We start from the raw sequence: 25,001 nt of genomic DNA, 5'->3' as shown, positions 1-25,001 counted from the left end.
CATCACTTCACTCGCCTTTTGAAATACGCGTACTTGAAGCCCATCAGCCAAAGCATACCGAAATATAGCGCCGCGAACAGCACGAGGCAGGCAGCGAGCAGCGCCATGCGGTCGATGGGCCGGTCATGCATGCCGATCCAGTCGAAGCTGATGGACAGCCAACGCATGGTGCCCGCGAGGACCAGACACGCGCCGAACAACTGCGCGAAGAACTTGAGCCAGCCGCTCGACGGCGTATAGATGCCGCGCTTGCGCAATCCGAGGAACAGCAACAGCGCGTTGCCGCAAGCGCCGAGCCCGACGCTCAGCGTGAGCCCCGCATGCGCGAAGATCGGCACGAACACGTAGTTGCTCAACTGCGTAAGAATCAGCACGCCGATGCCGATCTTCACCGGCGTCTTGATGTCCTGCTTCGCGTAGAAGCCGGGCGCGAGGATCTTGATCAGAATCAGGCCGATCAGGCCGACGCCGTAAGCGGCCAGCGCGCGCGCCACCATCACGACCGCGTTGCCGTCGAACTTGCCGTAGTGAAACAGCGTGGCCGTCAACGGCTCAGCAAAAAAGAACAGCGCAACCGCGCTCGGCGCAGCGAGCAGAAACGTGACGCGCAAACCCCAGTCGAGCAGCGACGAATATTCGTGAGGATCGGCATCGACGTGCGCCTTCGATAGACTCGGCAGCAGGATCGTGCCGAGCGCGACGCCGAGCAGCGCGGTCGGAAATTCCATCAGCCGGTCCGCGTAATTGATCCACGAGACGGCGCCCGGCCCGATGCGCGACGCGATATTCGTATTGATGATGAGGCTGATTTGCGCGACGGAGACGGCGAACATGGCCGGCACCATCTTCCACAGCACGCGCTTCACGCCGCGATGCGCGAGCGCGCGCAGCGGATTCACGCCGATGCGCGGCACCATGTCGATCTTCTTGAGGCCCGGCAGTTGCACGACGAACTGCAACAACCCGCCCGCGATCACCGCCCACGCAAGCGCATAGACCGGCGTGTGCATGCGCGGCGCGAAAAACACCGCGGCGACAATGAACGACACGTTCAGCAAAACCGGCGCGAACGCGGGCAGTGAGAAGTTCTTGTACGTGTTCAGCACGCCGGACGCGAGCGACGTCAGCGAAATGAAGATGATGTACGGGAACATGATGCGCGTCATCGTGACCGCGAGCGCGTAGGCCTGGCCTTCGTGAGCGAGGCCCGACGCGACCACGAACACGACGCCCGACGCGCCCAGCACGCCGGCGAGCGACAGCACGGCGAGCGCCCAGGCGAGCACGGTCGATGTGGCATCGACGAGCGCCTTGGTGGCGTCATGTCCCTGCTGGTTCTTGAACTCGGCGAGGATCGGCACGAAGGCCTGCGAAAACGCGCCTTCGGCGGAAATGCGGCGCAGCAGGTTGGGAATGCGGAAGGCGACGTAGAACGCGTCAGTGTATTGACTGGCGCCGAACGCGCGCGCGATCAGCGTTTCGCGGGCCAGTCCGGTCACGCGCGACAACAGCGTGAAACCGCTGACCGTCAGCAGGGCTCGGAATAGATTCATGGGGCGCTTATTATAAGGGTGCCGCAAAGGCGGACGACGAGCCAGGAAGCGATTCGGACCGATTTCCTCTAGAGACGTTCGGTTGGGGCAGCGAATTCCGCTGCATTTTTTCGCGCGCGCCGCGGGCGGCCGGCAAGGGCTTGTGCAAACGGGCCGCGCTCGGGCGCGGTGAACCGCGGCCGGGCAGCAATCCGACTCGCGCGGGCGGGTCTGGCCTCCCCCGAGCCGGCGGCGCGGCATGCATTCCCGTTGCCACGTCCCTGATTTTGTTGCTATAATCGCCGGTTTCGAAGCTCGCTCAGTTCTCGGACGGCTTCCGGACGAGGGTCGAGGTCGGCGCCAGGTGTCACGAATGTGAACGAATATGGGCCGCCACTTCCTTCAGATATGCCGGAACATGGCGCCGCAAACACGGGCCCGTCTTCGCGTAGTTCGATCGTTTTTCGACACTTTTGCGCTCTTGGGCAATCGCTTCCAAGAGTTCGGATCTAAAAGCAGCGCCTCACCACTTGAAGGTCAGGTACTGGAAACAGGAACAGGATAAGGAACCGTCATGGCTAACTCCGCACAAGCACGCAAGCGCGCCCGCCAGGCCGCCAAGGCAAACTCGCACAACTCGGCACTGCGCTCGAAGTTCCGCACGGCCATCAAGGCAGTGCGCAAGGCAATCGACGCCGGCGACAAGGCCAAGGCCGCTGAAATCTTCCAGGCATCGTCGAAGACCATCGACATCATTGCCGACAAGAAAATCGTTCACAAGAACAAGGCAGCTCGCCATAAGAGCCGCCTCGCCGCAGCCATCAAGGGTCTGCAGGCTCCCGCAGCCCAGTAATTCCGGTCGGCCCGCTCCGGCGGGCTACCTCCTGTTTCCGCTGCGCATGAAGGCCCGCTTTGGCGGGCTTTTTTGTTTGCCACGCGCGCATAGCGGAAGAGAATGGCCGATTGGCGCAGCAACGCCAGCATGAAAAAACCCGCCGATGTGGCGGGTTTTTGCTTTTCTGCGAGCCGTTTCGCTGGCGCTAGATGATGTGCCGCTTCGTCTGCGGCGGCGGCGCATGCTCCAGTTCCAGCTCGCACGCTTCCGTCACCACGAGGTCGTTGTCTTTGGCGAAGTTCATGACGAAGTCGAACGCCATGGGTTCGATGTCGCGCAGGCGCGAATCGAGAATCACGCACTTGAGGTCGCCGATCATGGTCGGCCGGACGTACACCGAGTACTGCATGTAGGCGTTGGGGCCCTTTCTGGCACCCGGTCCGAAAGATGACATCACACCTGCGAGACGCTCCGACCAGTCGCTCGGCCGGAATCTTTTTCCCGTCGACGTGATGCCCTGAATGAAGTATTCGGTTGGAGCTGCTTCGGCCATGTAGAAATACCTGTGTGACTGCCCAGCGGATGACGGCGACAGCAAGCAACAAAACGGATTTCGAAACGCTGTGCCCGGCGAGTGAACCGCTCCAGAGAGCGCCGCCGCAGCATCGTGCAAAGCGGTTTGGCCGCTATGACGTGCGCGGTATGACGCACGCGGTGTGCCTAGCTCCAAACGGCGCACTAACGAAGCACCACGCGCAAAGGCGGCGCCTTGCGAACCGCTCGAGCCGCCACGCGACGCCTGTGCCCTCACCACGAAGCACGGGCCTGCTGGGCCTTTGAATAACCCGCAGATTATAGCGCAGCGGACCTTTTTCCGCACTGCACACAAGCTTGTTTCGGCAGCGCAGCGCGGCTTTCAAAGCGCTTTCCCGGCCTTTTGGCCGACTCGTCAAATGAGGCGAAATCCTTTATGCTGCATTGAGTTACCACAAAACGACGGCGGCGCCGTCCGGCAATCCTGCCGGGTGAGACCGCCGTATTTGTTTCATGACCGCCAAGAAAATTCGCCACTATCTGCAGTTCAAGGATTTCTCGCTAGACGACTACGAGTACGTGCTGGAGCGCGCGCGAATTCTGAAGCGCAAGTTCAAGAACTACGAGACTTACCATCCGCTGCACGACCGCACGCTCGCCATGATCTTCGAAAAGAATTCGACGCGCACGCGCCTGTCGTTCGAAGCCGGCATTTTCCAGTTGGGCGGGCACGCCGTTTTCATGAGCACGCGCGACACGCAGCTCGGCCGCGGCGAACCTATCGAAGACGCTGCGCAGGTCATCTCGCGCATGGTCGACATCATCATGATCCGCACGTTCGGTCAGGACATCATTCAGCGCTTTGCCGAAAATTCGCGCGTGCCGGTGATCAACGGGCTGACAAACGAATATCACCCGTGCCAGGTGCTGGCCGACATCTTCACGTATTTCGAGCATCGCGGTCCGATTCGCGGCAAGACGGTCGCGTGGGTCGGCGACGCGAACAACATGCTCTACACGTGGATCGAAGCCGCGCAGATTCTCGGCTTCAAGCTGCGCCTCTCCACGCCGCCGGGCTACAAGCTCGACCGCGGCTTCGTCGCCGCGGAAAGCGCGCCGTTCTACGAGGAATTCGACGATCCGAACGAAGCGTGCGCGGGCGCCGATCTCGTCACGACTGACGTGTGGACCAGCATGGGCTTCGAGGCCGAAAACGAAGCGCGCAAGAAAGCCTTCGCCGACTGGTGCGTCGACGCGGAAATGATGTCGCGCGCGCACGCCGACGCGCTCTTCATGCACTGCCTGCCGGCTCATCGCGGCGAAGAAGTGAGCGCGGAAGTGATCGACGGCCCGCAAAGCGTCGTGTGGGACGAAGCGGAAAACCGTCTGCACGTACAGAAGGCGCTGATGGAATATCTGCTGCTCGGCAAGCTCAATCACTGAGCGCATTGCCGCGCGGCATTTGCGCGAAGCGCGGCGCGGCCTTCGGCCTTGAGTACGACGCAAGCCGTCCACGCCGGGACCGCGTATCGCGCACCTCGCTTCGGCCCGCAGCAGCCTCACCAGCGCTCCGCAATATTCGCCGCAACAGCCAAAAACGCGGACGCGCGCCGTTTTAGTGTCAAAATAGTTGTTTTCCGCGCTCCGGAACCGCCGGCGCGCCTTGTTTTCCCGCTTTCTCCAGCTACGAGTTCACCATGAGCGATATCAAGAAAGTCGTGCTCGCCTATTCGGGCGGCCTCGACACCTCCGTCATCCTGAAGTGGTTGCAGGACAACTACGACGCCGAAGTCGTCACGTTCACGGCCGACATCGGCCAGGGCGAAGAGCTGGAACCGGCGCGCAAGAAGGCACTGCAACTGGGCATCAAGCAGGACAACATCTTTATCGAAGACCTGCGTGAAGAATTCGTGCGCGACTTCGTGTTCCCAATGTTCCGCGCCAACACGATTTACGAAGGCGAATATCTGCTGGGCACGTCGATCGCGCGTCCGCTGATCGCGAAGCGTCAGATCGAGATTGCCCGCGCCACCGGCGCGCAGGCCGTGTCGCACGGCGCGACCGGCAAGGGCAACGACCAGGTTCGCTTCGAACTGGGCTACTACGCGCTCGAGCCGGGCATCAAGGTGATCGCGCCGTGGCGCGAATGGGATCTGCTGTCGCGCGAAAAGCTGCTCGCCTACGCGGAAAAAGCCGGCATTCCCATTGAAATGAAGCACAAGCAAGGCGGCGCGCCGTACTCGATGGACGCGAACCTGCTGCACATTTCGTTCGAAGGCCGTCACCTCGAAGACCCGAAGGCCGAGGCGGAAGCCGACATGTGGCGCTGGACCGTGTCGCCGGAGCAGGCGCCGGATCAGGCCGAGTACGTCGACATCGAATACGAGCACGGCGATCCGGTCGCGATCAACGGCAAGCGCCTGTCGGCGGCGGAAATGCTGACTGAACTGAACAGTCTTGGCGGCAAGCACGGCATTGGCCGTCTGGATCTGGTGGAAAACCGCTATGTCGGCATGAAGTCGCGCGGCTGCTATGAAACGCCGGGCGGCACGATCATGCTGAAGGCGCACCGCGGCATCGAGTCGATCACGCTCGACCGCGAAGTCGCGCACCTGAAGGACGACCTGATGGCTCGCTACGCCGCGCTGATTTATAACGGCTACTGGTGGAGCCCGGAGCGCCGCGCGATTCAGGTGCTGATCGACCACACGCAGGAGAAGGTCAACGGCTGGGTGCGCGTGAAGCTCTACAAGGGCAGCGTGTCGGTTGTCGCTCGCGATTCGAAGGAAACGCTGTTCGACAAGACCATCGCCACCTTCGACGACGACGGCGGCGCGTACAACCAGGCCGACGCCGGCGGCTTCATCAAGCTGAACGCGTTGCGTATGCGGATCGCGGAGAACGCGCGCCGTCAGCGCGGTTAAGCGGAGCGCCGTCGAGGCGCGGCTGGGCGGAAACCTTGCGGTTAAACAGGGCTTCCCGCTAGCGCGATAGATCCAACGAAAAGAAAGGCGCCGCGAGGAAACTCGCGGCGCCTTTCTTCATGCGCACTGCAAACGCCGACAAGGCCGCTCCACTCGCTAGCCCGCACGCTCACAAGCAAACCGGCTCCGCCTCCAACTCGACGCCGAATCTCTCCAGCACGTCATGCTGGATCGCACGCGCGAGGGCCAGCACGTCCGCCCCGCTCGCGCCGCCGCGATTCACCAGCACCAGCGCCTGGCGCTCGTGCACGGCGGCGGCGCCGATCGAGCGGCCCTTCCAGCCGCATCGGTCGATCAGCCAGCCCGCCGCGAGCTTCACGCGCCCGTCCGGTTGCGCGTAGGACACGACATCCGGCTCCCGGCTTTTTAACGCCTCGAACTGATCGGCGTTCACCACGGGATTCTTGAAGAAGCTGCCCGCGTTGCCGAGTTCCAGCGGATCGGGAAGTTTGGCGCGCCGCACGGCGACGACCGCATCGAAGATGGCTTGCGCATCCGGCTCCTTGCCGTCCGCGTGGTAGCCGTCAGCAGCGAGCTGGCGAGCGAGATCCGCATAGTTCGCGCGCGGTTGCCAGGCTTTCGGCAAACGGAACGTAACCGACGTGATGACGAAACGGTCGCGCCCTTCCCGCTTGAAAAAGCTGTCGCGGTAGCCGAATGCGCAGGCCCGCGCATCGAACTCGACCGACTCGCCGGAAGCCAGTTCCACGGCGCGCAGCCACGCAAAGCGCTCGCACATTTCCAGCCCGTACGCGCCGATGTTCTGAATCGGCGCGGCGCCCACCGTGCCTGGAATCAATGCGAGGTTTTCGAGGCCCGGCAAACCCTGCGACAGCGTCCATCCGACGAACTCGTGCCACGGCTCGCCGGCGGCTGCCTCGACATAGACGGCTTCGTCGTCCTCGCCGACGACGCGGCGTCCGCGCAGCGCCACGAGCAGCACCAGTCCCGCGAAGTCGCGCGTCAGCACCACATTGCTGCCGCCGCCGAGCACGAGCCGCGGCAAACCAGCAATGCGCGGATCGTGCGCCGCGGCCGGCAACTGCGCTTCACGCTCGATGCGGCACGCCCACTGCGCGTGGACGTCGAAACCAAAGGTGTTGTGCGCCTTCAGCGGATAGCCGGCAATGAACTCGGCGGAATCGGTTTGAGACATTGGAATCGGAACTATGGGCGGGCAAACTGCCGTGGGCTGCGGGCCCGCGCGGCGGCCTTGGGCAAATGAGGGTTGCGTCGGTAAAATGACGCTGGTCCGTGATTATAGCGAGTGCCCCGCGACGAGCCGCCGGCCGCGTCGCGCACCGCCGCACTATTGGGAGAATGCAATGCCATCGTTTGACGTCGTCTGCGAAGCGAACATGATCGAAGTCAAGAACGCGATCGAGCAGTCCAACAAGGAAATCTCAACCCGCTTCGACTTCAAGGGGTCGGACGCGCGCGTCGAACACAAGGAAAACGAAATCACCGCCTACGCCGACGACGACTTCAAGCTCGGCCAGGTCACAGACGTGCTGATCTCCAAAATGGCCAAGCGCAACGTCGACGTGCGCTTCCTCGACTACGGCAAGATCGAGAAGATCGGCGGCGACAAGGTCAAGCAGGTCATCAAGATCAAGAAGGGCGTGTCGGGCGATCTGTCGAAGAAAATCGTGCGCCTCGTGAAGGACAGCAAGATCAAGGTTCAGGCGAGCATTCAGGGCGACGCGGTGCGCATCACCGGGGGAAAACGCGACGACCTGCAAAGCGTGATCGCGATGCTGCGCAAGGACGTGACGGACACGCCGCTCGACTTCAATAACTTCCGCGACTGAACGTTTATGTCATCGACGCAGCGCCGGTTTCAGCGGCGCTGCATTGACAAGCGGGAGCGCCGCAGCGCATCGAAAGTCGAGCGCGTAGGGCGCAGAGCGCACTTCGCACGTAGCAGCACTCCGCACTGCCACCCGCTCAACGATCCTCGCCGCTCACCGCACTGGCAGCCGCCGCCTTCTTCTTATCGCCGATCCGGCTTTCCTCGCCGCGCATCAGCTTGCCGATATTGCCGCGATGACGCCACACGAGCAGCGAGCTCATCACGACGATCGCCAGCGCGATGACGTGCGGCCCGAACAGAAAGCCGTCGAAGATCGGCGCGAACACTGCCGCAGCCAACGCCGCCAGCGACGAATAGCGCGTGAAGAACGCCACGATCAGCCACGTCAGAAGCGTGGCGAGGCCGAGAACCGGATTGATCGCGAGCAACACGCCGGCGGCCGTCGCCACGCCCTTGCCACCCTTGAAGCGGAAGAACACCGGATACAGGTGGCCGAGAAACACGGCGACGCACGCAATTGCCACGGACGTATCGTCGAACCCGTAGCGCGCACCGAAATGCGCGACGAACCACACGGGCAACCAGCCCTTGAAGGCGTCGCCGATCAACGTGAGAATCGCGGCCTTCTTGCTGCCGCTGCGCAGCACGTTGGTCGCGCCGGGATTGCCCGAGCCGTACGAGCGCGGGTCGTCGAGCCCCATCGCGGCGCTCACGATCACGGCGAACGACACCGAACCGATCAGGTAGGCAACGACAGCAACGATCAGGTTTTGCATCTGTGACTCTTATAAGGATCGGCGGTCTGCAACTGGATACCTCAACCGCAACAGGGAACGAAAGCCGGCACGCAGCACGCGGCGGCGAACCGAAGCGGCGCACATTCTACCGAACGCGCGCACCGCGGAAACATTCAGGCAAACGTCAATCGACGCTCGCGCACTGCACCGGCTTCGCGCCCAGCAATCCGGTCAGCACTTTCGGCTCGATACTGACGAGAAAACCGCGCCGGCCGCCGTTCAGCCAGATGCGCTCCATCTCCAGAATGGTCGACTCGACGTACACCGGCATCTGCTTGCGCGTGCCGAACGGCGACGTGCCGCCGATCAGATAGCCGGAATGACGGTTCGCCACTTCGGGCTTGCACGGCTCGACGCGCTTCGCGCCGATCTGCCGCGCGAGGTTCTTCGTGCTGACCGTGCGGTCGCCGTGCATGAGGACGATCAACGGCTTCGCGTGCTCGTCCTCCATGACGAGCGTCTTCACGACCTGATGCTCGTCTACGCCAAGCTGACGCGCCGATTCGCCGGTGCCGCCATGCTCCACATAATCGTACGGATGCTCGCCGAAAGCCACGCCGTGCCGACGCAGAAACTGCGTGGCGGGCGTTTCGGAAACGTGTCTGGATTTGCTCATCGGCGCATTGTAATGGCGACTTTGCACAACGGCTATTTGCCGAATGGCCAATTGTGCGGCTTCGGGCATTGTGGCACGATCGTTCGAAAATCTTCCGGCGCGATGCACGCCGGTGACACAATCGCCCTTAGGAGACGCACTTGACCACCGCTTCGGCTTTACGCTCCACGATCGACGTTCCCGCGCTGCTTGCCGCCCTGCCCGCGCGCATCTCCGATATTCCCGCGCTGGCCGCCGCGCGCGATCCGCAACACATTGCGTTGATCGAGGACGCGCGCCGCCTCACCAATGCGCAGCTCATGGAGGCCGTGGACGCCGCCGCCGCGTTGCTGCGCGAGTGGGGCGTGCGAGGCGGCGACCGCGTGATGATCGTCGCCGAGAACAGCATCGCGCAGATCGTGCTGCTGTTCGCCACGGCGCGGCTCGACGCGTGGGCGCTGGTGTCGAACGCACGTCTGTCGGCGGCGGAATTGGACGCGATCCGCGCGCACGCGAAGCCGCGCGTCACCGCGTATATGGTCGAAAGCTCGGTCGATGCGGGTCAGCATGCAGAGCGTCATCAGGCACGTACGGCGCCGGACATGACGCCGGACATCGGCGCGTGGTCCTACGTGGTGGACGACTCGGCGCAAGCGCAAGCCGAACCGGTCGAAGCCGCGAGCGAACGCCAATGCGCGGCGCTGATCTACACAACCGGCACGACGGGCGCGCCAAAGGGCGTGATGCTGTCGCATCGCAATCTGCTTTTTATCGCCACCGTGTCGAGCCGGCTGCGCCAGGTTCGTCCCGACGACGTGGTCTATGCGGTGCTGCCCATCTCGCACGTGTACGGCTTCGCGTCGGTGTGCCTCGGCAGTCTGCACGCCGGCGCGACCTTGCGGCTCGCGCCGCGCTTCGCGCCCGAAGCCGTGCGCCGCGCGCTCGCCGACGAACGCGTGTCGATCTTTCAGTGCGTGCCCGCGATGCACGCCAAACTGCTCGAGCATTTGCAGACGCACGGGCATGAATGGCGCGCGCCGCATCTGCGCTTTGTGTATTCGGGCGGCTCGCCGCTCGACGCGGCGCTGAAAGCCCACGTCGAAAGCGTGTACGGTTTGCCGCTGCATAACGGCTACGGCATGACCGAAAGCAGTCCGACTGTCTCGCAGACCATGCTCGATGCGCCGCGCGCGGACTGTTCGGTTGGCGAAGTGATTCCGGGCGTCGAAGTGCGCTTTGTCGAACTCGACGGCGCGGACGCCGCGCCCGGCGCAATCGGCGAGCTATGGGTGCGCGGCCCGAACGTAATGCTCGGCTACTACCGCAACCCGGAGCAAACGCGCGCCGCAGTAACCGAAGACGGCTGGCTGAAAACCGGCGATCTCGCGCGGCAGGACGCCGATGGCGCGCTGCATATCGTCGGGCGCAGCAAGGACCTGATCATCCGCTCCGGCTTCAATGTTTATCCCGCCGAGGTCGAGCATGTGCTCAACGCGCATCCGCAAGTCGTGCAGTCGGCGGTGATCGGGCGCGCAGTCGAGGGCAACGAGGAAGTGATCGCGTTCGTCGAACTGGCGGCTCACGCGACCGTTACACCGGTTGAGCTTGCCGCGTGGTGCGCCGAACGCCTTGCGCCCTACAAGCGCCCCGCCGAAGTGAAGGTGCTTGCGGCATTGCCCGCGGCATCGACGGGAAAAATTCTCAAGCACCGGCTGCGCGAATTGCTTTGAAGGTGCGTGTGCGTCAACCGCGCGGATGATGCACCGCATGCAGCGACTTGAGCCGCTCGCGCGCGACGTGCGTATAAATCTGCGTGGTCGAAATGTCGGTGTGGCCGAGCAGTAGCTGCACCACGCGCAGGTCGGCGCCGTGATTGAGCAGATGCGTCGCGAACGCGTGCCGCAACGTGTGCGGCGACAACGGTGCATGCACGCCGGCCGCCGCCGCATGCCGCTTGATGATGTTCCAGAACTGCTGGCGCGTCATGCCCTCGGCGCGATTCGTGACGAACAGCGCATCGGCGGCGCGCGCGCCGAGGAGCGCCGGCCGCGCGTCGCGCAAATAACGTTCGATCCAGCCGTGCGCTTCTTCGCCGAACGGAATCAGGCGCTCTTTCGAGCCCTTGCCCATCACGCGGACCACGCCTTCGTTCAGGCCGACTTCAACGGTCTTTAGCGTGACGAGTTCGGTGACGCGCAAGCCGCTCGCGTACATCAGCTCGAGCATGGTGCGATCGCGCAATCCCAACGGCGTGTCGATGTCGGGCGCGCCGAGCAGCGCCTCGACTTGCGCTTCGCTGAGCGTCGACGGAAAACGCGGCGGTTGTTTCGCCGAGCGAATGCGCAGCGTCGGATCAACCTTCGCGCGATGCTCGCGCACAGCCCAACCGTAATAGCGGCGAAACACCGAGAGGCGCCGGTTCGCCGACGTCGATTTGTCCTTCCGACGCGCCGCGCTGTACGCGTTCAGATCGGCCTCGCTGGCGATGTCGAGCGATGCGCCGCGCGTTTGCGCGAGCCACTCGCTGAAGAGACGCAGGTCGCGGCGATACGCGTCTAGCGTGTTGCGCGAAAGGCCGTGTTCGAGCCATAGCGCGTCGCAGAATGCGTCGATCGACGCGGAACTCGCGACGAACAAAGGCGACTGCGCGAAGCCCGCGCCTGGGTCCGCGCTTGCGTCGTCAACCAGGGTATCGCTCATGCGTAGGGAATGCCTTCGTGCGCGAGCAGCCAGCGCTTGACGTTGCGAAAGAAGCCGTCGTCGGCATGATGCGCGAATCCGCCGATGCCGCTCGAACTCACCACGCGATGACACGGAATCACGATAGGAAAACAATTGTCGCCGCACGCCTGCCCGACCGCGCGCGGCACACTGCCGAGCTGCCTTGCCAGTTGCCCATACGTGACGACCGCGCCGGGCGGAATCTCGCACAGCGCCTGCCACACACGCCGCCGGAACGCGGTGCCCGCCGTCGCGAGCGGCAAGTCGAATTTCGCCGACGGCTCCGCGAAATACCGCTCGATCTGCTCGACAGCGCGTTGCGCCAACGGCGTGTCCGGCGCGACGTTTTGCATCGACTCCGGCAGATAGACGATCTCGCGCACCGCTTCGCCTTCGGTGCGAATGCCGACCTTGCCGAACGGCGCATCGATCACTGCGTTGAACATGTCGCCTCCTCGCACACCACAACGTAAGCCATGAATTGCCGATAGTTTACGCCGCTTCGAGCGCCCATTGCACATGCTCGCGCACGAGCGCCGAAGGATCGTCGGCACGGCGCCTGAGCGCCTCGACAATCGCCTCGCGTGCCTGCGCGCTCAACGCGTCGCGCGATGCACGCAGTGCATTGCCCATCCCGACCGCAAGGTTGCGCAACCAGCTCTCGTAACCGATGCGCCGTATCGCGCTGCCCTGCATGCGCGTGTCGAAATCGTCCGCGCTCCAGCCGAACAGCTCCACCAGCGACGCGCGGTCGAGCCCATGACGCACGTCGAAATCGGCGACCGGCGCGGCCTGCGCAAACTTGTTCCACGGACACACGAGCTGACAATCGTCGCAGCCATACACGCGGTTGCCGATCAGCGGACGCATCTCCACAGGAATGCTGCCCTTCAGTTCGATCGTCAGATAGGAGATACACAGACGCGCATCCACTTTGTAAGGACCGACGATCGCTCCTGTCGGACATGCGTCGATGCAGCGCGAGCAACTGCCGCAATGCGAGCCCGGCGTTTCGGGCGCGACTTCGGGCGATGTCTCGGCGTCGGTCGGCAACGGCACATCGACGTAGATTTCGCCGAGAAAAAACAGCGAGCCCGCGTCGCGTTGCAAAAGCAGCGTATGTTTGCCGCGCCAGCCGATGCCGGCCTTCTGCGCAAGCTCGACTTCGAGCACCGGCGCCGAGTCGGTAAACACGCGATAACCGAACGCGCCGATCTCCGCCTGAATTTTCTCTGACAGATGTTGCAGACGGTTACGCATCACCTTGTGATAGTCGCGGCCGCGCGCATAAATCGACACGACGGCAGCAGCAGGATCGGCAAGCCGCGCATGCTCGGCGCCCCGCCAGTCCTGGTTGAGCGGCCCTTCGGACGAGTCGCTTTCGGGCTGCTTTCCGTTCAGTACATCAGCGGGCAAATAGGCGATGCGAGCGGTAATCACACGTAGCGTGCCGGCCACAAGCTCGGCAGGCCGCGCGCGTTTCATACCGTGTTTGGCCATATAATCCATCTCGCCGTGGCAACCCGCTTCCAGCCAGGCTGCAAGCGGCGCTTCGGCAGCGGAGAGGTCGGTATCGCTAATGCCGATCGCCCCGAAACCCAGTTCACGGCCCCACGTTTTGATGTTTTGCGCGAGCGCATGCAGCGCCGCTTCATCGAATTGACGCTCGGCACGCGCCTCGTCGCCAGTTGCAGGCGCATTGGACACAGGGCACACGGGGGACTCCGGACTTCGGTTCATCACGTCATTTTACGAGAATGCCTGACCATCCCGATCGCGCGATCGCGCCGCCCGCCGAAGTTCTGCTCGAACGCGTCTTCTCGTTTGCGGACGAAGCCGCCACGCTCGCATTTGGCGAGCGCTTCGCGCGGGCCATCGAAAGCGTCGCCGTCGCGCATGACGGCAACGCGAACGCTCAGGCATTCCACGGTCTGCAAGTACAACTGGTCGGCGATCTCGGCGCCGGCAAGACCACACTCGTGCGCGCCACCTTGCGCGGCCTCGGTCACACCGGTCGCGTGCGCAGTCCCACGTACACGCTCGTCGAGCCTTATGTACTCGAGCGGCCCATCGGGGAACTCGCGCTTTACCACTTCGATCTCTACAGGTTCGCCGATCCGGCCGAATGGGCCGACGCGGGCTTTCGCGAGTATTTCGACAGCGGCGCGGTTTGCCTCGTCGAATGGCCGCAACGCGCCGGCGCGCTGCTCGGCGTGCCGGATCTCGTCTTCTCGCTCGACCTGGCTGGCGAGGGCGACGGCCGCACACTCGTCGCACAGGCATACAGCGAAACAGGAAAGGCATGTCTCGAAAGATGTTGATCAAACCGTTCCGTTCGATTGAATCGGCAGCCACCGCGACGCATAACTGGCGGCGCCGGCAGATTCTGTGCGCGGGCGCGTCCACGCTCGTGCTCGGCCTCGTCGCGCCGCGTCTCGCGCTGGCGAGTTCGGTGCTCGGCGTGCGCGTGTGGCCGGCGCGCGACTACACGCGCGTCACCATCGAATCCGATCAGCCTCTGCAAAACGCGCAGCAGTTGCTTCAGGGCCCTGACCGGCTCGTCGTCGATCTGAGCGGCCTGGATCTCGACCAGGCGTTGAAGGATCTCGTATCGAAGATCACGCCGAACGATCCGCAAATTCAATCGGTGCGTGTGGGGCAATTCCAGCCGCACGTCGTGCGCATGGTGTTCGATCTGAAGGGCTCGGTGAAGCCGCAGGTGTTCACGCTGCCCCCCGTCGGCGCGTACAAGTACCGGCTCGTGTTCGACCTGTATCCGGCCGTCGCGCCCGATCCGTTGATGGAACTGCTCGCGCAAAGCGAGCGCAAGCAGCAAACGCTGAACGAAGAAAACAGCGCGCCGCCCGCCACGTTGAGCGGCCCCGGCACGACGCCGCCGGCCGCCGACAACAGCGAGGCGTTCTTCGAGCGCTATGCGCAGAACGGCGGCAGCGGGTCCGCGGCGGGCGCGCAGCATGCGCCGGCGCACAGTGGGTCGCCGTCCGGCTCGACGTCCGGGTCGCCAGGTTTGCCGCCGATCATTGCGAAGACGCCAACGCCTGGCGTGCCGCCCACTCCGGCCACGCCGCCCACGGCGATCGCGCGCAACAAGGGCAGCGGCAGCGGCGCCAACAGCGCCAAAAGTCTGGATAACGACGACAGCGGCGACGACACCTACGCGTTCACCACGCCGAAGTCAGGCAAGAGCAACACGGTGCGCCTGTTGACCGTCGCGATCGATCCGGGGCACGGCGGCGAAGACCCCGGCGCGATCGGCGGCTCGGGCACTTACGAGAAGCACGTCGCGCTCGACATCGCGAAGAAACTGCGCGCGAAGATCGACGCGCAGCCGAACATGCGCGCGATGATGACGCGCGACGCCGACTTCTTCGTGCCGCTGAACGTGCGCGTGCAAAAAGCGCGGCGCGTCGGCGCGGACCTGTTCGTGTCGATTCACGCCGATGCGTTCACCACGCCCGAGGCGCGCGGCTCGTCGGTGTTTGCGTTGTCGGAGCACGGCGCGTCGAGCGCGGCCGCGCGCTGGATGGCGAACAAGGAGAACGCGTCGGACCAGATTGGCGGCATCAACATCAAATCCGCCGACGCCACCGTGAATCGCGCGTTGTTCGACATGTCCACCACCGCGCAGATTCGCGACTCCATGCGCTACGGCAACTTCGTGCTGAAGGAAATCGGCGGGATCAACAAGCTGCACAAAGGTTCGGTCGAACAGGCGGGCTTTGCGGTGTTGAAGGCGCCGGATATTCCGTCGATCCTCGTGGAAACGGCGTTCATCAGCAATCCGGACGAGGAACGGCGCCTGAACGACGACGCGTATCGCGAGAAAATGGCCGATGCGATCATGACCGGCATCAAGCGTTATTTCGCGGCGAATCCGCCGCTTGCCAAGAATCGCATGACGTGACGATGTGTCTTTAGCGCGTTGTTCTCGTTCAGCGCTCCAACAAAAAAACGGCCGCAGCAATGCGGCCGTTTTCGATCATGCACCCGTTTCAACGCGCCAGCGACAAGCGCTGCACGACCCAGCCGCCGAATACGTTCACCGCGAGCCCCACCATCACCAGCACCGCACCGGCGATCTGCGCGGTGGAGAGCCGCTCGTCGAGAAAGACCGCCGCCGATGCCAGACCGACGATCGGCACGAGCAGCGAAAACGGCGCGACCTGGCTCGCCGGATAGCGCGACAACAGACGGCTCCATAATCCATAGCCGAGCAGCGTGGCGATAAACGCGAGATAGACGACCGCGAAAATCGACATCGCGCTGATGCCGAAAAGCGCCGCCGCGATCCGCTGCGGACCCTCGAACGCATACGACAGCGCGAAGAAAGGCAGCGGCGGAATCAGACTGCCCCACACCACGAGGCCGACGAGGTCGACCTTGCCGACCTTCTTCGTGACGATGTTGCCGAGCGCCCACGAACACGCGGCGCACAGCGTCAGCAGGAAGCCGGCGAGCGTCATCGCATGGCCGCCCTGCATGCCGATCACGGCGAGGCCCGCGGCGGCGATCAGCAAACCGGCGACATTCGGTAAGCGAAAACGCTCATGCAAAAAGAACGCGGCAAAGATCAGCGTGAAAAACGCCTGCGCCTGCAACACGAGCGATGCGAGTCCGGCCGGCATGCCGACGTACATCGCCGAGAACAGAAACGCGAACTGCCCGAGCGAGATCGTCAAGCCATAGGCCAGCAACCAGCGCCATGCCAATTGCGGACGCTTGACGAAAAACACCGCCGGTATTGCCGCGAGCGTGAAGCGCAGCGCGCCGAGCAGCATCGGCGGCACGCCATGCAAGCCGACCTTGATAACGACGAAATTGACGCCCCACGCAATGACGACGACGAGCGCGAGCAGCAGGTCCCTCGGCGACATGCCGGTCTCCAATAAAGTGTTGAACCCGTCAGTTTAGCGGAGCGTGGGAAATTCGCACGGGACCGAAAGCGCAGTCGCCGTGCGCTCAGGTATTGAGCCAGTTTTCGATACGCAGGCCGGGATAGGCCGTGAAATCGCGCTCATTGTTGGTGACGAGCACGACGTCGAGCGAGACCGCGTGGGCCGCGATCAGCTTGTCGAGCTGGTCCTTCTTGCGCTCGCGCGTGGCTTCCCGGATCGAGCCGTAGGCAGTCGCCGCCGCGCTGTCGAACGGCGCAACCAGGATGTCTTCGACAAGCGCCGCAAGGTTGCGACGCTCGCGCGCACGATTGGCCGAGACCGCCACGCCGTACTCCAGCTCGGCGAAAGTAATGGCGGACATCACGACGTCGCCGACGAAGCATTCCGCAAAACGCTTCGCAACCTGCTCCGGCTGATTCTTCATCAGGTAGATGCACATGTGGGTGTCCAGCATGTAGCGCGGCATTACAGATCCTCGCGCTCAGCCTGCTCGTGGTCGCCGCGGCCTTCCGCCATGAAATCCGGGCTGAACTTCGAGAATTTTTTTAGTACGCCGGCGAGCGGGCGGCGCGTGGGACGAATGCGCAGTTCGTCGCCGACCCGCTCGATTTCCACTTCCATGTCGACGCTGCTAAACGCCAGTTCAGCCGGAATGCGCACGGCCTGCGAATTGCCATTGCGAAAAACCTTGGTCAGCATATTGCGCTCCTCGTACGATGATGTACATCCAATGTACATACATCACTATAGACGGGCAGCGGCGCGATGTAAATACATGTGTGTACGCCGAGCCTGGCTTGAGGCGCTGGCTGAGCCAACGCAGTAGAATCATCCATTAAGAATTTTCCTCATCCCTTCTTGCCGAGCGCCCCATGTCCTCTTCGATCAAAGCAGTTCTCAAACCGCATCTGCGCGATGTCGGCAGTCTGACTGTGCGGCGCGTGCTGCCTGCAATGGCCGCGCGTCTGATCGGACCGTTCATCTTCTTCGATCACATGGGCCCGGCGACGCTCGAACCCGGCGTCGGCCTCGACGTGCGTCCGCATCCGCATATCGGCCTCGCCACGGTGACGTTTCTGTTCGAAGGCGCGATCATGCATCGCGACAGTCTCGGCTCGGAGCAGAAAATCGTCCCCGGCGACGTCAACTGGATGACGGCCGGACGCGGCATCGTCCATTCCGAGCGCACGCCCGCCGAAGACCGCGCGCGCGGCCAGACCATCCACGGCATTCAGACCTGGGTCGCGCTGCCGCTCGACGACGAAGAGGTGGAGCCGTCGTTCGCGCATCACAGCGCGGACACGCTGCCGGTGGTCGAGCGCAACGGCGTCACGTTGCGCGTGATCGCCGGCACCGCGTTCGGCCAGCGATCGCCCGTCAGCACGTTTTCCGGCACGCTGTATGTCGCGGGCGAGTTCGCGCCGGGCAGCGCGTTCGCGCTCGAACCGGAGCACGAGGAGCGCGGCGTGTATCTGGTGGAAGGCGATCTGGAGATCGACGGCACGCCGCTCGAAGTCGGTCAGATGGCCGTGCTCGCGCTCGACGAAACCGTCACGCTCGCGAGCACGCACGGCGCGCGCGTGATGGTGCTCGGCGGCGAAAAGCTCGACGGCGAACGCTTTATCGAATGGAATTTCGTCGCGAGTTCGCGTGAGAAGATCGAAGCCGCGAAACTCGCGTGGACGAATCAGGAAATGGGCACAGTGCCGGGCGAAACCGAATGGATACCGCTGCCGCTAAAAAAGTGACGGCGGAAATGACGGCGGATTTCAGGCGCGGGCGCGGCGTCAACACGCATTGAATCCGCGCAGTTCGGCCCCAGCTAACAGACAAACCGTTTTATCGACGAGGACGTAATGGACACCACTCTGGCCACATTCGAAAAGGACGTCATCACGGCGTCGACACTGGCCCCTGTGCTGGTCGATTTCTGGGCGCCGTGGTGCGGCCCCTGCAAAACGCTCGGCCCGATGCTGGAAAAGCTCGAAGCCGAAGGCGCCGGCAAATGGAAGCTCGTCAAGGTGAACGTGGACGAGAACCAGGAACTTGCCGCGCACTTCCAGGTCCGCAGCATTCCGCACGTCATGGCATTCGCGGACGGCCGGCCGGTCGATCAGTTCGTCGGCGTGCTGCCTGAAGGGCAACTGCGCGAATTCATCGAACGGCTCGTGCCGCAAGGCGCGGATGCCGCGCGTCTCGACGCGCAGGCCGCCTTGGCCGAAGGCCGCCGCGAGGACGCTTACGAGGCGTTGCAGGCCGCGCTCGCGATCGACCCGGCTTTCGACGAAGCGCGCCTCGACCGCATCGAGATGCTGCTTGATGACAACCGTATCGACGAAGCGCGCGACGAGGTCGATTTGCTGTCGCCGAAAACGACGCAAGGCATCGACGCGCGCTTCAACGCGATCAAGACGCGTCTGGACGCCGTGGATGCCGCGGCCGATCTGCCGCCGACCGACGCGCTCGAAGCGCGCGTCGCGAGCCATCCCGACGATCTGGAAGCTCGCTTCGATCTCGCGAGCGCGCTGATCGCACGCCGCAAATATGCGGGCGCGCTCGAGCATTTGCTGGCAATCGTGCAGCGCGATCGCACGTTCCGCGACGACATCGGCCGCAAGACGATGCTCTCGGTGTTCGATCTGGCCGCGCATCAGCCGGAACTCGTCGCGCAATGGCGCCGCAAGCTGAGCGCCGCGCTGTACTAGATACCAGATCCGGTGCCTTGCGCACCCGCTGCGCACTAAAGGTCACACCGCCTGCTTCGCCAGCGCCCGCAACACATACGCGGCCGCGGCGAAGCCAAAGCTCGCCGTCACGCACACGCTCGAACCAAAGCCCGCGCAATTCAGACCGACCGGCCCCGCATATCCCGGCGATGTCGCGACGTGTTCCGCTTCCGCATCGATGTCGCAGACGGCGGCTTCGGGATAGATCAGCGGCTCGTCCGAATACACGGCGCTCACCTTGAATTTCGCTTTCGGCCCACGCGGAAAACCATGCTGCTTGCGCAACTGTCCGCGCACTTTGGACAGCAACGGGTCCTGAATCGTCGCTGCAAGATCGTCGATGCGAATGCGCGTGGGATCGAGCTGGCCGCCCGCGCCGCCGATCGTGATCAACGGCTGCTTGCGCTCGACACACCATGCGATCAGCGCGGTCTTGGTGCGCACGCTGTCGATCGCATCGATCACATAATCGAAGCCGCCGCCGAGCGTCGCCGCGAAGTTGTCGGGCTCCACGAAGTCTTCCACGAGACGCACATCGCACGACGGATTGATCGCGGCGATGCGCTCGGCCATCGCTTCGACCTTCGGTTTTCCGTAGTTGCCGTCGAGCGCATGAATCTGCCGGTTCGTATTGCTTTCAGCAACATTGTCGAGGTCGATCAGCGTCAGCGTGCCGACGGCGCTGCGCGCCAATGCTTCTGCGACCCACGAGCCCACTCCGCCGATACCGATTACCGCCACATGCGCGCCCTCGAAAGCGGCAAGCGCGGGCGCGCCGTACAAACGCGCAATGCCGCCGAAGCGTCGCGCGCGGTCGGCGGCTTCATGCCCGTCGAGGCTGGTAGTAAGATCGGATTGCGCGGTGGTCGACATGATGGAACTCGTTGAAGGCAAAAAAGCAGAAAGCGCAAGGCAGAAAGCGCATGTGAATCGCGCAGTCCGTATTTTGCCTGAACGCATGAATCAGCATTGCCGCGGCAATCACCGTGAGAAAGTCGCCGTTCGAAAACCCGCGAAAGCGCGGCACCGGTGCATCGCGCTTGATCTGGCTGCGGGCAAAAAATTGGCGCCTTAGCTATACTGGGCTGACTGTAGCGTGCGCATAAGAACATGACCTCACTCGCCGAACTTCGAAAAAATTATTCGCTGGGTTCTCTGGACATCGGCGACGTCGACCGCGACCCGTTCCGGCAATTCGACGTCTGGTTTCAGCAGGCCGTCGAGGCGAAACTGCCCGAACCGAATACGATGACGCTCGCCACCGTTGACTCGCGCGGCCGGCCTTCAGCGCGCATCGTGCTGATCAAGGGCGTCGACGAACGAGGCTTCGTGTTCTTCACCAACTACGAAAGCCGCAAGGGCCGCGAGCTGGCCGCGAATCCGTACGCGAGCCTGCTCTTCTACTGGATCGAGCTCGAGCGCCAGGTGCGCATCGAGGGGCGCGTCGTCAAAACGAGCGCGGCCGAGAGCGACGCCTATTTCGCGTCGCGTCCGCCCGGTTCGCGTATCGGCGCATGGGCGTCGAATCAAAGTCAGGTGATTGAAAGCCGTTCGCAGCTCGAAACGCGCGAACGCGAAATGCGCCTGCAATACGGCGATGAACCGCCGCGTCCGCCGCATTGGGGCGGTTATCGTTTGGTGCCCGAAGCAATCGAATTCTGGCAGGGCCGGCCGTCGCGTTTGCACGACCGTCTGCTTTACACGCGTTCGAGCGAAAACAGCGACTGGCAAATCTGCCGTCTGTCGCCCTGAACCAGCACTAACAATGTCGTCAGCGCGTTGCCGACGTAGCAGCGCGCGGCGCAAGGATCGCGTCTCGCGGCATGGGAGTTGCGCCGCATCGGGCTGCGATCCACACAAGCTTCGCTTTAATTCAACGGACACGGAGAAATCGCATGTTCTGGGAGAAAAAGCTGGCGCAGTGGGTGGAAGAAGTAAAAACCAAGGCTGATTTGCCGGCGCGTCTCGTGCTGTGGGACGGCCAGCAGCACGACTTCGGGCGGTTCGCCGCGCCGCAGGTCACGCTGCACGTCAAGAGCGCAACGGCGTTGCCTTATCTGCTCGAACCGAGCCTCGACAACCTGGGCGAGGCGTACGTCAAGGGCAAGATCGACATCGAGGGCAAGCTCTCGGACATCATCAACGTCGGTTATCAGCTCGCGCGCAACACCGTCAATAGTGCGGGCAAGCTCGCGCGCGTGCGGCGCTATTTCCAGCATTCGAAGGCGTCGGATAAAAAGGCCATCCAGTATCACTACGATGTCTCGAACGAGTTCTACAAGCTTTGGCTCGACGAGAACATGGTCTACTCGTGCGCCTATTTCGAGAACGGCGACGAAGATCTCGCCACCGCGCAGATCAAGAAGATCGACCACATCCTCACGAAGATTCAGGTGCAGCCGGGTCAGCGGCTGCTCGACATCGGCTGCGGCTGGGGCGCGCTCGTGCTGCGCGCGGCGCAAAAATTCGGCGCGCAATGCGTGGGCGTGACGCTGTCGCAAAACCAGTTCGACCTCGCGACGGCGCGCGTGAAAGCCGCGGGCCTCGAGAATCAGATCGAGATTCGTCTGCAGGATTATCGCGACGTCGAAGGGCGATTCGACCGCATCACGAGCGTCGGCATGTTCGAGCACGTGGGCCGCAAGAACCTGCCGGGCTACTTCAAGAAAGTGCACGACCTTCTCGCCGACGACGGCATCGCGATGAATCACGGCATCACGTCGAGCGATGCGGACAGCGGCGAAACGGCGCTGGGCGGCGGCGAGTTCATCGACCGTTATGTGTTTCCGGACGGCGAACTGCCGCACATCAGCCTCGCGCTCGAATCGATGCAGCGCGGCGGGCTCGAAGCGGTTGACGTGGAAAGCCTGCGCCGTCACTATGCGCACACGCTCGACATCTGGGCGGAAAATTTCGAGGCGCACGCGGAAGAAGCCCGCAAGCTCGTCGACGACGAAAAATTCCGCATCTGGCGCGTGTACCTGGCCGGCTGCGCGTATGCATTCGAAAACGACGACGTCTCCATCTATCAGGTCGTCTGCCGCAGGGCCGGCCGCAGTGCGAAAACCCTGCCGTGGTCGCGCCGCTACATGTACGAGAAGCCGCTGTGAGGTGAGCGCCGCGGCGTCGTGCTAGCGCGGGCGGTCGCGGTGCTTACTAGTGAAAATCTCGATGGGTCAGAGCGGGACAAGAGAAGAGGAAGAGGCGCTGAACGAACGCGGCGAGCAAAGCGACGTGGGAGTGCGGAGCGGAGGCGAGGCGTCGAGCGAAGCGGAAGCGCCAGGCGAAGCGGCGCAGTTCGATCTGTTCGGGATGCCGGTGCAAGCGGCGCCCGCAGCGCCGAAAGCCGAAGCCCGCGCGAAACCGTCGCGCGCTCGTTCAGGCGCTCAAGCACCGTTGGACGCGCAAGCCGATGCGCCTTTTGTAACTCACGCGCCGAAAATCGAAAGCCGGCAACCCGCCCGCTCTACGACAGCCGCCACCTCGCTCTGGCAAGAAGAAGCAGCACCCGAGCCGACGCTTATGGCCACACCAACGGGCGCGGCCACCGACGCCCCCAGAAAGCGCCGCACTCGCGAAATCCTCGCGGCCCCGCCCTCGCCGGACATACTCGCGCTCGCCTCACAACTGCCGCCGCAAGTGCACCTCGGCACATCGACGTGGTCGTTTCCCGGCTGGAACGGCATCGTCTACGGCGACGAATACAGCAACAGCAAACTGTCGCGCGACGGCCTGACCGCCTACGGCGGGCATCCGCTGCTGAAGACGGTCAGCATCGACCGGTCGTTTTATCAGGCGCTCACCGTCACCGAATACCTGCGCTACGCGCAGCAGGTGCCCGAGCATTTCCGCTTCATCGTCAAAGCGCCGATGACGATCACCGACGCCACCGTGCGCGCAGAACGCGGCGAGCCGGTGGCGCTGAATCCGTGTTTTCTGAACGCGCAAATGGCGATCGACGACTTCGTGACGCCGTGTCTCGAAGGCCTGGGCGCGAAGGCCGGCGCGCTCGTGTTCCAGTTGTCGCCGCTGCCCGACCAGATGCTCGCGCAGCCCGCGGTTTTCATCGAACGGCTGGCCGAGTTCCTCGCGGCCTTGCCCACGCTGCCGCAAGGCACCTGCTACGCAGTCGAAATCCGCGACGCCAGTTTGCTCACGCCGCGTTTCATTCGTACGCTGAAAGCGGCGGGCGTGCGCTACTGCGTCGGCATTCACGCGCGGATGCCCGATCCGCTGCGGCAGGCGGCGGCGCTCGCACTATTGGACGGCGAGCCGGCCGGTCCGCTGGTCGTGCGCTGGAGCCTGCACGGCGGCTTCAAATACGAGCAGGCGAAGGCGAAATACGAGCCGTTCGATAAGCTCGTCGACCGCGATCCGGCCACGCGTGCGTCGCTCGCGGAACTAGCCGCGCGCTATGCGCTGGCCGGCCAGCCGGTGGTGATCGCGGTGAATAACAAGGCGGAAGGTTCGGCGCCGCTCAGTTGCGTCGAGTTGGCGCGCGAGATCATTGAAGCGTATGCGCGGCTCGCGAATGAGCACGAGCACGAACAGGAGGAACACGAGCACGGCCACCGCCGCGAGCAGGAGCCCTCACAGCAGCAAGCAGACGCCGTGAATGCCGCAGCGATGCAACACAGTGAACCTCAGGAGCCGCGCCTACCAGATCCGCCGGGCGACGCGAGCCGCGCTCAGACCAGCGACTCGAACAGCAGCGAGCCGCACTGAACGCCGACCCCGCGCCGACCCGCGCCGGCCCGCCTCAACCCGCCTTGATCCGATGCGCAAATTTCTGCCGGAACTTGGCCACCTTCGGCGCGACCACGAACGAGCAGTAGCCCTGCTCCGGATGCTGCGCGAAATAATTCTGATGATAGGCCTCGGCAGGCCAGTAGTTGCCGTCGAGCGGCAGCACCTGCGTGACGATCTGGCCGTCGTGAATGCCCTGCTCGCCGATTTCGCGGATCACCTGCAAAGCGGCTTCACGCTGCGCGTCGGAATGCGTGAAGATGACCGAGCGGTATTGCGGGCCGACATCGTTACCTTGCCGGTTCAACTGCGTGGGATCGTGGATCGCGAAGAAGATTTCGAGGATCTCGCGGTAGCTGATCTTCGACGGATCGAACTCGACCTTCACCACTTCCGCGTGCCCCGTCGCGCCGTCGCACACCTGCTCGTAGGTCGGACGCTGCGTGTGGCCGCCCGCATAGCCCGACTCCACCGAGTTGACGCCGTCGACGCCCAGATAAACCGCTTCGAGGCACCAGAAACACCCGCCACCCAAGGTGGCGACTTCGCCTGTCTGACTCATGCTGCTCGCTCCTTCTCACTCGTGATCGGCCGATGCCGCATTCGCTTTGCCGCAACGCCCATGCCATCGGCGGTAGCGTTCCAGCTTAGCGGGTTTTGCGATGCGCCGGTTGCGTCGCGGTCAGTGCACCGCGATTGCAGTTAAAATTGGGGCAAATCGACGATTTTCACTATGACTTTCGAATCAACTGTTTCCCGCCGTGCGCGCGAGAGCTTCGGCGCGGCTTCCGGCCGCCACGCA

The 25,001-nt window shown here is 63.5% G+C and carries 26 protein-coding genes; 13 read left to right on the top strand and 13 right to left on the bottom strand.

The features are described from left to right. Positions 1-2: 2 nt before the first annotated feature. Positions 3-1,553, bottom strand: coding sequence for a murein biosynthesis integral membrane protein MurJ (gene murJ, locus C8K18_RS18320; RefSeq protein ID WP_107708671.1), 1,551 nt, complete (start codon positions 1,551-1,553; stop codon positions 3-5). A gap of 553 nt (positions 1,554-2,106) precedes the next feature. Between murJ and rpsT the strand changes: the two genes are divergently transcribed. Continuing rightward, positions 2,107-2,385, top strand: a complete 279-nt coding sequence (gene rpsT / locus C8K18_RS18315) for a 30S ribosomal protein S20 (protein WP_006050052.1) — start codon at positions 2,107-2,109, stop codon at positions 2,383-2,385. Positions 2,386-2,572: 187 nt separating this feature from the next. On the opposite strand, the gene C8K18_RS18310 is transcribed toward rpsT, so the two are convergent. After that, positions 2,573-2,920 carry a DUF3579 domain-containing protein gene (locus C8K18_RS18310; protein ID WP_006050051.1) on the bottom strand — a complete coding sequence of 116 codons (348 nt, stop codon included), beginning with the start codon at positions 2,918-2,920 and terminating at the stop codon, positions 2,573-2,575. Positions 2,921-3,414: 494 nt separating this feature from the next. On the opposite strand from C8K18_RS18310, the gene argF reads away from it, so the two are divergent. Together argF and C8K18_RS18300 are read left to right on the top strand one after the other, a co-directional pair. Then, positions 3,415-4,344 (top strand): ornithine carbamoyltransferase, encoded by a 930-nt coding sequence (argF, locus tag C8K18_RS18305; RefSeq protein ID WP_006050050.1) that lies wholly within the window; start codon positions 3,415-3,417, stop codon positions 4,342-4,344. A gap of 254 nt (positions 4,345-4,598) precedes the next feature. Then, positions 4,599-5,825 carry an argininosuccinate synthase gene (locus C8K18_RS18300; protein WP_006050049.1) on the top strand — a complete coding sequence of 409 codons (1,227 nt, stop codon included), beginning with the start codon at positions 4,599-4,601 and terminating at the stop codon, positions 5,823-5,825. Positions 5,826-5,994: 169 nt separating this feature from the next. Here C8K18_RS18300 and murB read toward each other — a convergent pair whose 3' ends face one another. Continuing rightward, a complete protein-coding gene (gene murB / locus C8K18_RS18295) occupies positions 5,995-7,041 on the bottom strand; it encodes a UDP-N-acetylmuramate dehydrogenase (protein ID WP_006050048.1) in 1,047 nt (348 codons plus the stop codon). Positions 7,042-7,210: 169 nt separating this feature from the next. Between murB and C8K18_RS18290 the strand changes: the two genes are divergently transcribed. Next, positions 7,211-7,696 (top strand): YajQ family cyclic di-GMP-binding protein, encoded by a 486-nt coding sequence (locus C8K18_RS18290; protein ID WP_006050047.1) that lies wholly within the window; start codon positions 7,211-7,213, stop codon positions 7,694-7,696. A 136-nt stretch (positions 7,697-7,832) separates the two neighbouring features. On the opposite strand, the gene plsY is transcribed toward C8K18_RS18290, so the two are convergent. Continuing rightward, positions 7,833-8,474: a glycerol-3-phosphate 1-O-acyltransferase PlsY gene (gene plsY / locus C8K18_RS18285; protein WP_053858676.1), complete on the bottom strand. Its 642-nt coding sequence runs from the start codon at positions 8,472-8,474 to the stop codon at positions 7,833-7,835. 145 nt (positions 8,475-8,619) lie between these two features. Further along, a complete protein-coding gene (gene ybaK, locus C8K18_RS18280) occupies positions 8,620-9,111 on the bottom strand; it encodes a Cys-tRNA(Pro) deacylase (RefSeq protein WP_107708773.1) in 492 nt (163 codons plus the stop codon). A 140-nt stretch (positions 9,112-9,251) separates the two neighbouring features. Here ybaK and C8K18_RS18275 point away from each other — a divergent pair, with 140 nt between their 5' ends. Beyond that, positions 9,252-10,820, top strand: a complete 1,569-nt coding sequence (locus tag C8K18_RS18275; protein WP_107708669.1) for a class I adenylate-forming enzyme family protein — start codon at positions 9,252-9,254, stop codon at positions 10,818-10,820. 13 nt (positions 10,821-10,833) lie between these two features. On the opposite strand, the gene xerD is transcribed toward C8K18_RS18275, so the two are convergent. Genes xerD through queG form a run of 3 tightly spaced genes read right to left on the bottom strand, consistent with a single transcriptional unit; the run spans position 10,834 to position 13,551 of the window. Next, positions 10,834-11,790 carry a site-specific tyrosine recombinase XerD gene (xerD, locus tag C8K18_RS18270; RefSeq protein WP_107708667.1) on the bottom strand — a complete coding sequence of 319 codons (957 nt, stop codon included), beginning with the start codon at positions 11,788-11,790 and terminating at the stop codon, positions 10,834-10,836. Continuing rightward, positions 11,787-12,257, bottom strand: coding sequence for a methylated-DNA--[protein]-cysteine S-methyltransferase (locus C8K18_RS18265; RefSeq protein ID WP_029968111.1), 471 nt, complete (start codon positions 12,255-12,257; stop codon positions 11,787-11,789). The genes xerD and C8K18_RS18265 overlap by 4 nt, the downstream gene beginning before the upstream one ends. Before the next feature lie 46 nt (positions 12,258-12,303). After that, on the bottom strand, positions 12,304-13,551 hold the full coding sequence (gene queG, locus C8K18_RS18260; RefSeq protein WP_107708665.1) for a tRNA epoxyqueuosine(34) reductase QueG: 1,248 nt from the start codon (positions 13,549-13,551) through the stop codon (positions 12,304-12,306). A 17-nt stretch (positions 13,552-13,568) separates the two neighbouring features. On the opposite strand from queG, the gene tsaE reads away from it, so the two are divergent. Together tsaE and C8K18_RS18250 are read left to right on the top strand one after the other, a co-directional pair. After that, entirely contained in the window at positions 13,569-14,132 is a 564-nt protein-coding gene (gene tsaE, locus C8K18_RS18255) for a tRNA (adenosine(37)-N6)-threonylcarbamoyltransferase complex ATPase subunit type 1 TsaE (protein WP_107708663.1), read from the top strand. Beyond that, on the top strand, positions 14,114-15,736 hold the full coding sequence (locus C8K18_RS18250) for an N-acetylmuramoyl-L-alanine amidase (protein ID WP_107708662.1): 1,623 nt from the start codon (positions 14,114-14,116) through the stop codon (positions 15,734-15,736). The genes tsaE and C8K18_RS18250 overlap by 19 nt, the downstream gene beginning before the upstream one ends. Before the next feature lie 88 nt (positions 15,737-15,824). Here C8K18_RS18250 and C8K18_RS18245 read toward each other — a convergent pair whose 3' ends face one another. From C8K18_RS18245 to C8K18_RS18235, 3 genes are all read right to left on the bottom strand, one after another. Further along, on the bottom strand, positions 15,825-16,706 hold the full coding sequence (locus tag C8K18_RS18245) for an EamA family transporter (RefSeq protein ID WP_107708660.1): 882 nt from the start codon (positions 16,704-16,706) through the stop codon (positions 15,825-15,827). Positions 16,707-16,791: 85 nt separating this feature from the next. After that, the gene (locus C8K18_RS18240; protein ID WP_107708658.1) at positions 16,792-17,193 is read right to left on the bottom strand and encodes a type II toxin-antitoxin system VapC family toxin; all 402 of its coding nucleotides are present in this window, start codon (positions 17,191-17,193) and stop codon (positions 16,792-16,794) included. Further along, positions 17,193-17,426 (bottom strand): antitoxin, encoded by a 234-nt coding sequence (locus C8K18_RS18235; protein WP_006050036.1) that lies wholly within the window; start codon positions 17,424-17,426, stop codon positions 17,193-17,195. The genes C8K18_RS18240 and C8K18_RS18235 overlap by 1 nt, the downstream gene beginning before the upstream one ends. A gap of 173 nt (positions 17,427-17,599) precedes the next feature. Between C8K18_RS18235 and C8K18_RS18230 the strand changes: the two genes are divergently transcribed. Together C8K18_RS18230 and trxA are read left to right on the top strand one after the other, a co-directional pair. After that, positions 17,600-18,475 carry a pirin family protein gene (locus C8K18_RS18230; protein ID WP_107708656.1) on the top strand — a complete coding sequence of 292 codons (876 nt, stop codon included), beginning with the start codon at positions 17,600-17,602 and terminating at the stop codon, positions 18,473-18,475. Positions 18,476-18,583: 108 nt separating this feature from the next. Further along, the gene (gene trxA, locus C8K18_RS18225; RefSeq protein WP_006050033.1) at positions 18,584-19,432 is read left to right on the top strand and encodes a thioredoxin; all 849 of its coding nucleotides are present in this window, start codon (positions 18,584-18,586) and stop codon (positions 19,430-19,432) included. Positions 19,433-19,474: 42 nt separating this feature from the next. On the opposite strand, the gene tcdA is transcribed toward trxA, so the two are convergent. Continuing rightward, positions 19,475-20,326 carry a tRNA cyclic N6-threonylcarbamoyladenosine(37) synthase TcdA gene (gene tcdA / locus C8K18_RS18220; protein ID WP_107708654.1) on the bottom strand — a complete coding sequence of 284 codons (852 nt, stop codon included), beginning with the start codon at positions 20,324-20,326 and terminating at the stop codon, positions 19,475-19,477. On the opposite strand from tcdA, the gene C8K18_RS18215 reads away from it, so the two are divergent. The 4 genes from C8K18_RS18215 to C8K18_RS18200 all read left to right on the top strand — a co-directional run bounded on the left by C8K18_RS18215 (position 20,325) and on the right by C8K18_RS18200 (position 24,178). After that, positions 20,325-20,528, top strand: a complete 204-nt coding sequence (locus C8K18_RS18215; RefSeq protein ID WP_132384584.1) for a hypothetical protein — start codon at positions 20,325-20,327, stop codon at positions 20,526-20,528. The genes tcdA and C8K18_RS18215 overlap by 2 nt on opposite strands. A 35-nt stretch (positions 20,529-20,563) precedes the next feature. Next, entirely contained in the window at positions 20,564-21,205 is a 642-nt protein-coding gene (pdxH, locus tag C8K18_RS18210) for a pyridoxamine 5'-phosphate oxidase (RefSeq protein ID WP_006050031.1), read from the top strand. A 143-nt stretch (positions 21,206-21,348) separates the two neighbouring features. Beyond that, positions 21,349-22,563: a cyclopropane-fatty-acyl-phospholipid synthase family protein gene (locus C8K18_RS18205; protein WP_053858683.1), complete on the top strand. Its 1,215-nt coding sequence runs from the start codon at positions 21,349-21,351 to the stop codon at positions 22,561-22,563. A 61-nt stretch (positions 22,564-22,624) separates the two neighbouring features. Next, complete coding sequence (locus C8K18_RS18200) at positions 22,625-24,178, top strand: DUF72 domain-containing protein (protein ID WP_107708650.1); 1,554 nt, start codon at positions 22,625-22,627, stop codon at positions 24,176-24,178. Positions 24,179-24,212: 34 nt separating this feature from the next. Here C8K18_RS18200 and msrA read toward each other — a convergent pair whose 3' ends face one another. Continuing rightward, positions 24,213-24,761 (bottom strand): peptide-methionine (S)-S-oxide reductase MsrA, encoded by a 549-nt coding sequence (gene msrA, locus C8K18_RS18195; RefSeq protein ID WP_029968120.1) that lies wholly within the window; start codon positions 24,759-24,761, stop codon positions 24,213-24,215. Positions 24,762-25,001: the final 240 nt, after the last annotated feature.

It is taken from the genome of Paraburkholderia sp. GV068 (assembly GCF_003058125.1).
Lineage (GTDB): Bacteria > Pseudomonadota > Gammaproteobacteria > Burkholderiales > Burkholderiaceae > Paraburkholderia > Paraburkholderia graminis.
This window is presented reverse-complemented; position numbering and strand designations above follow the sequence as displayed.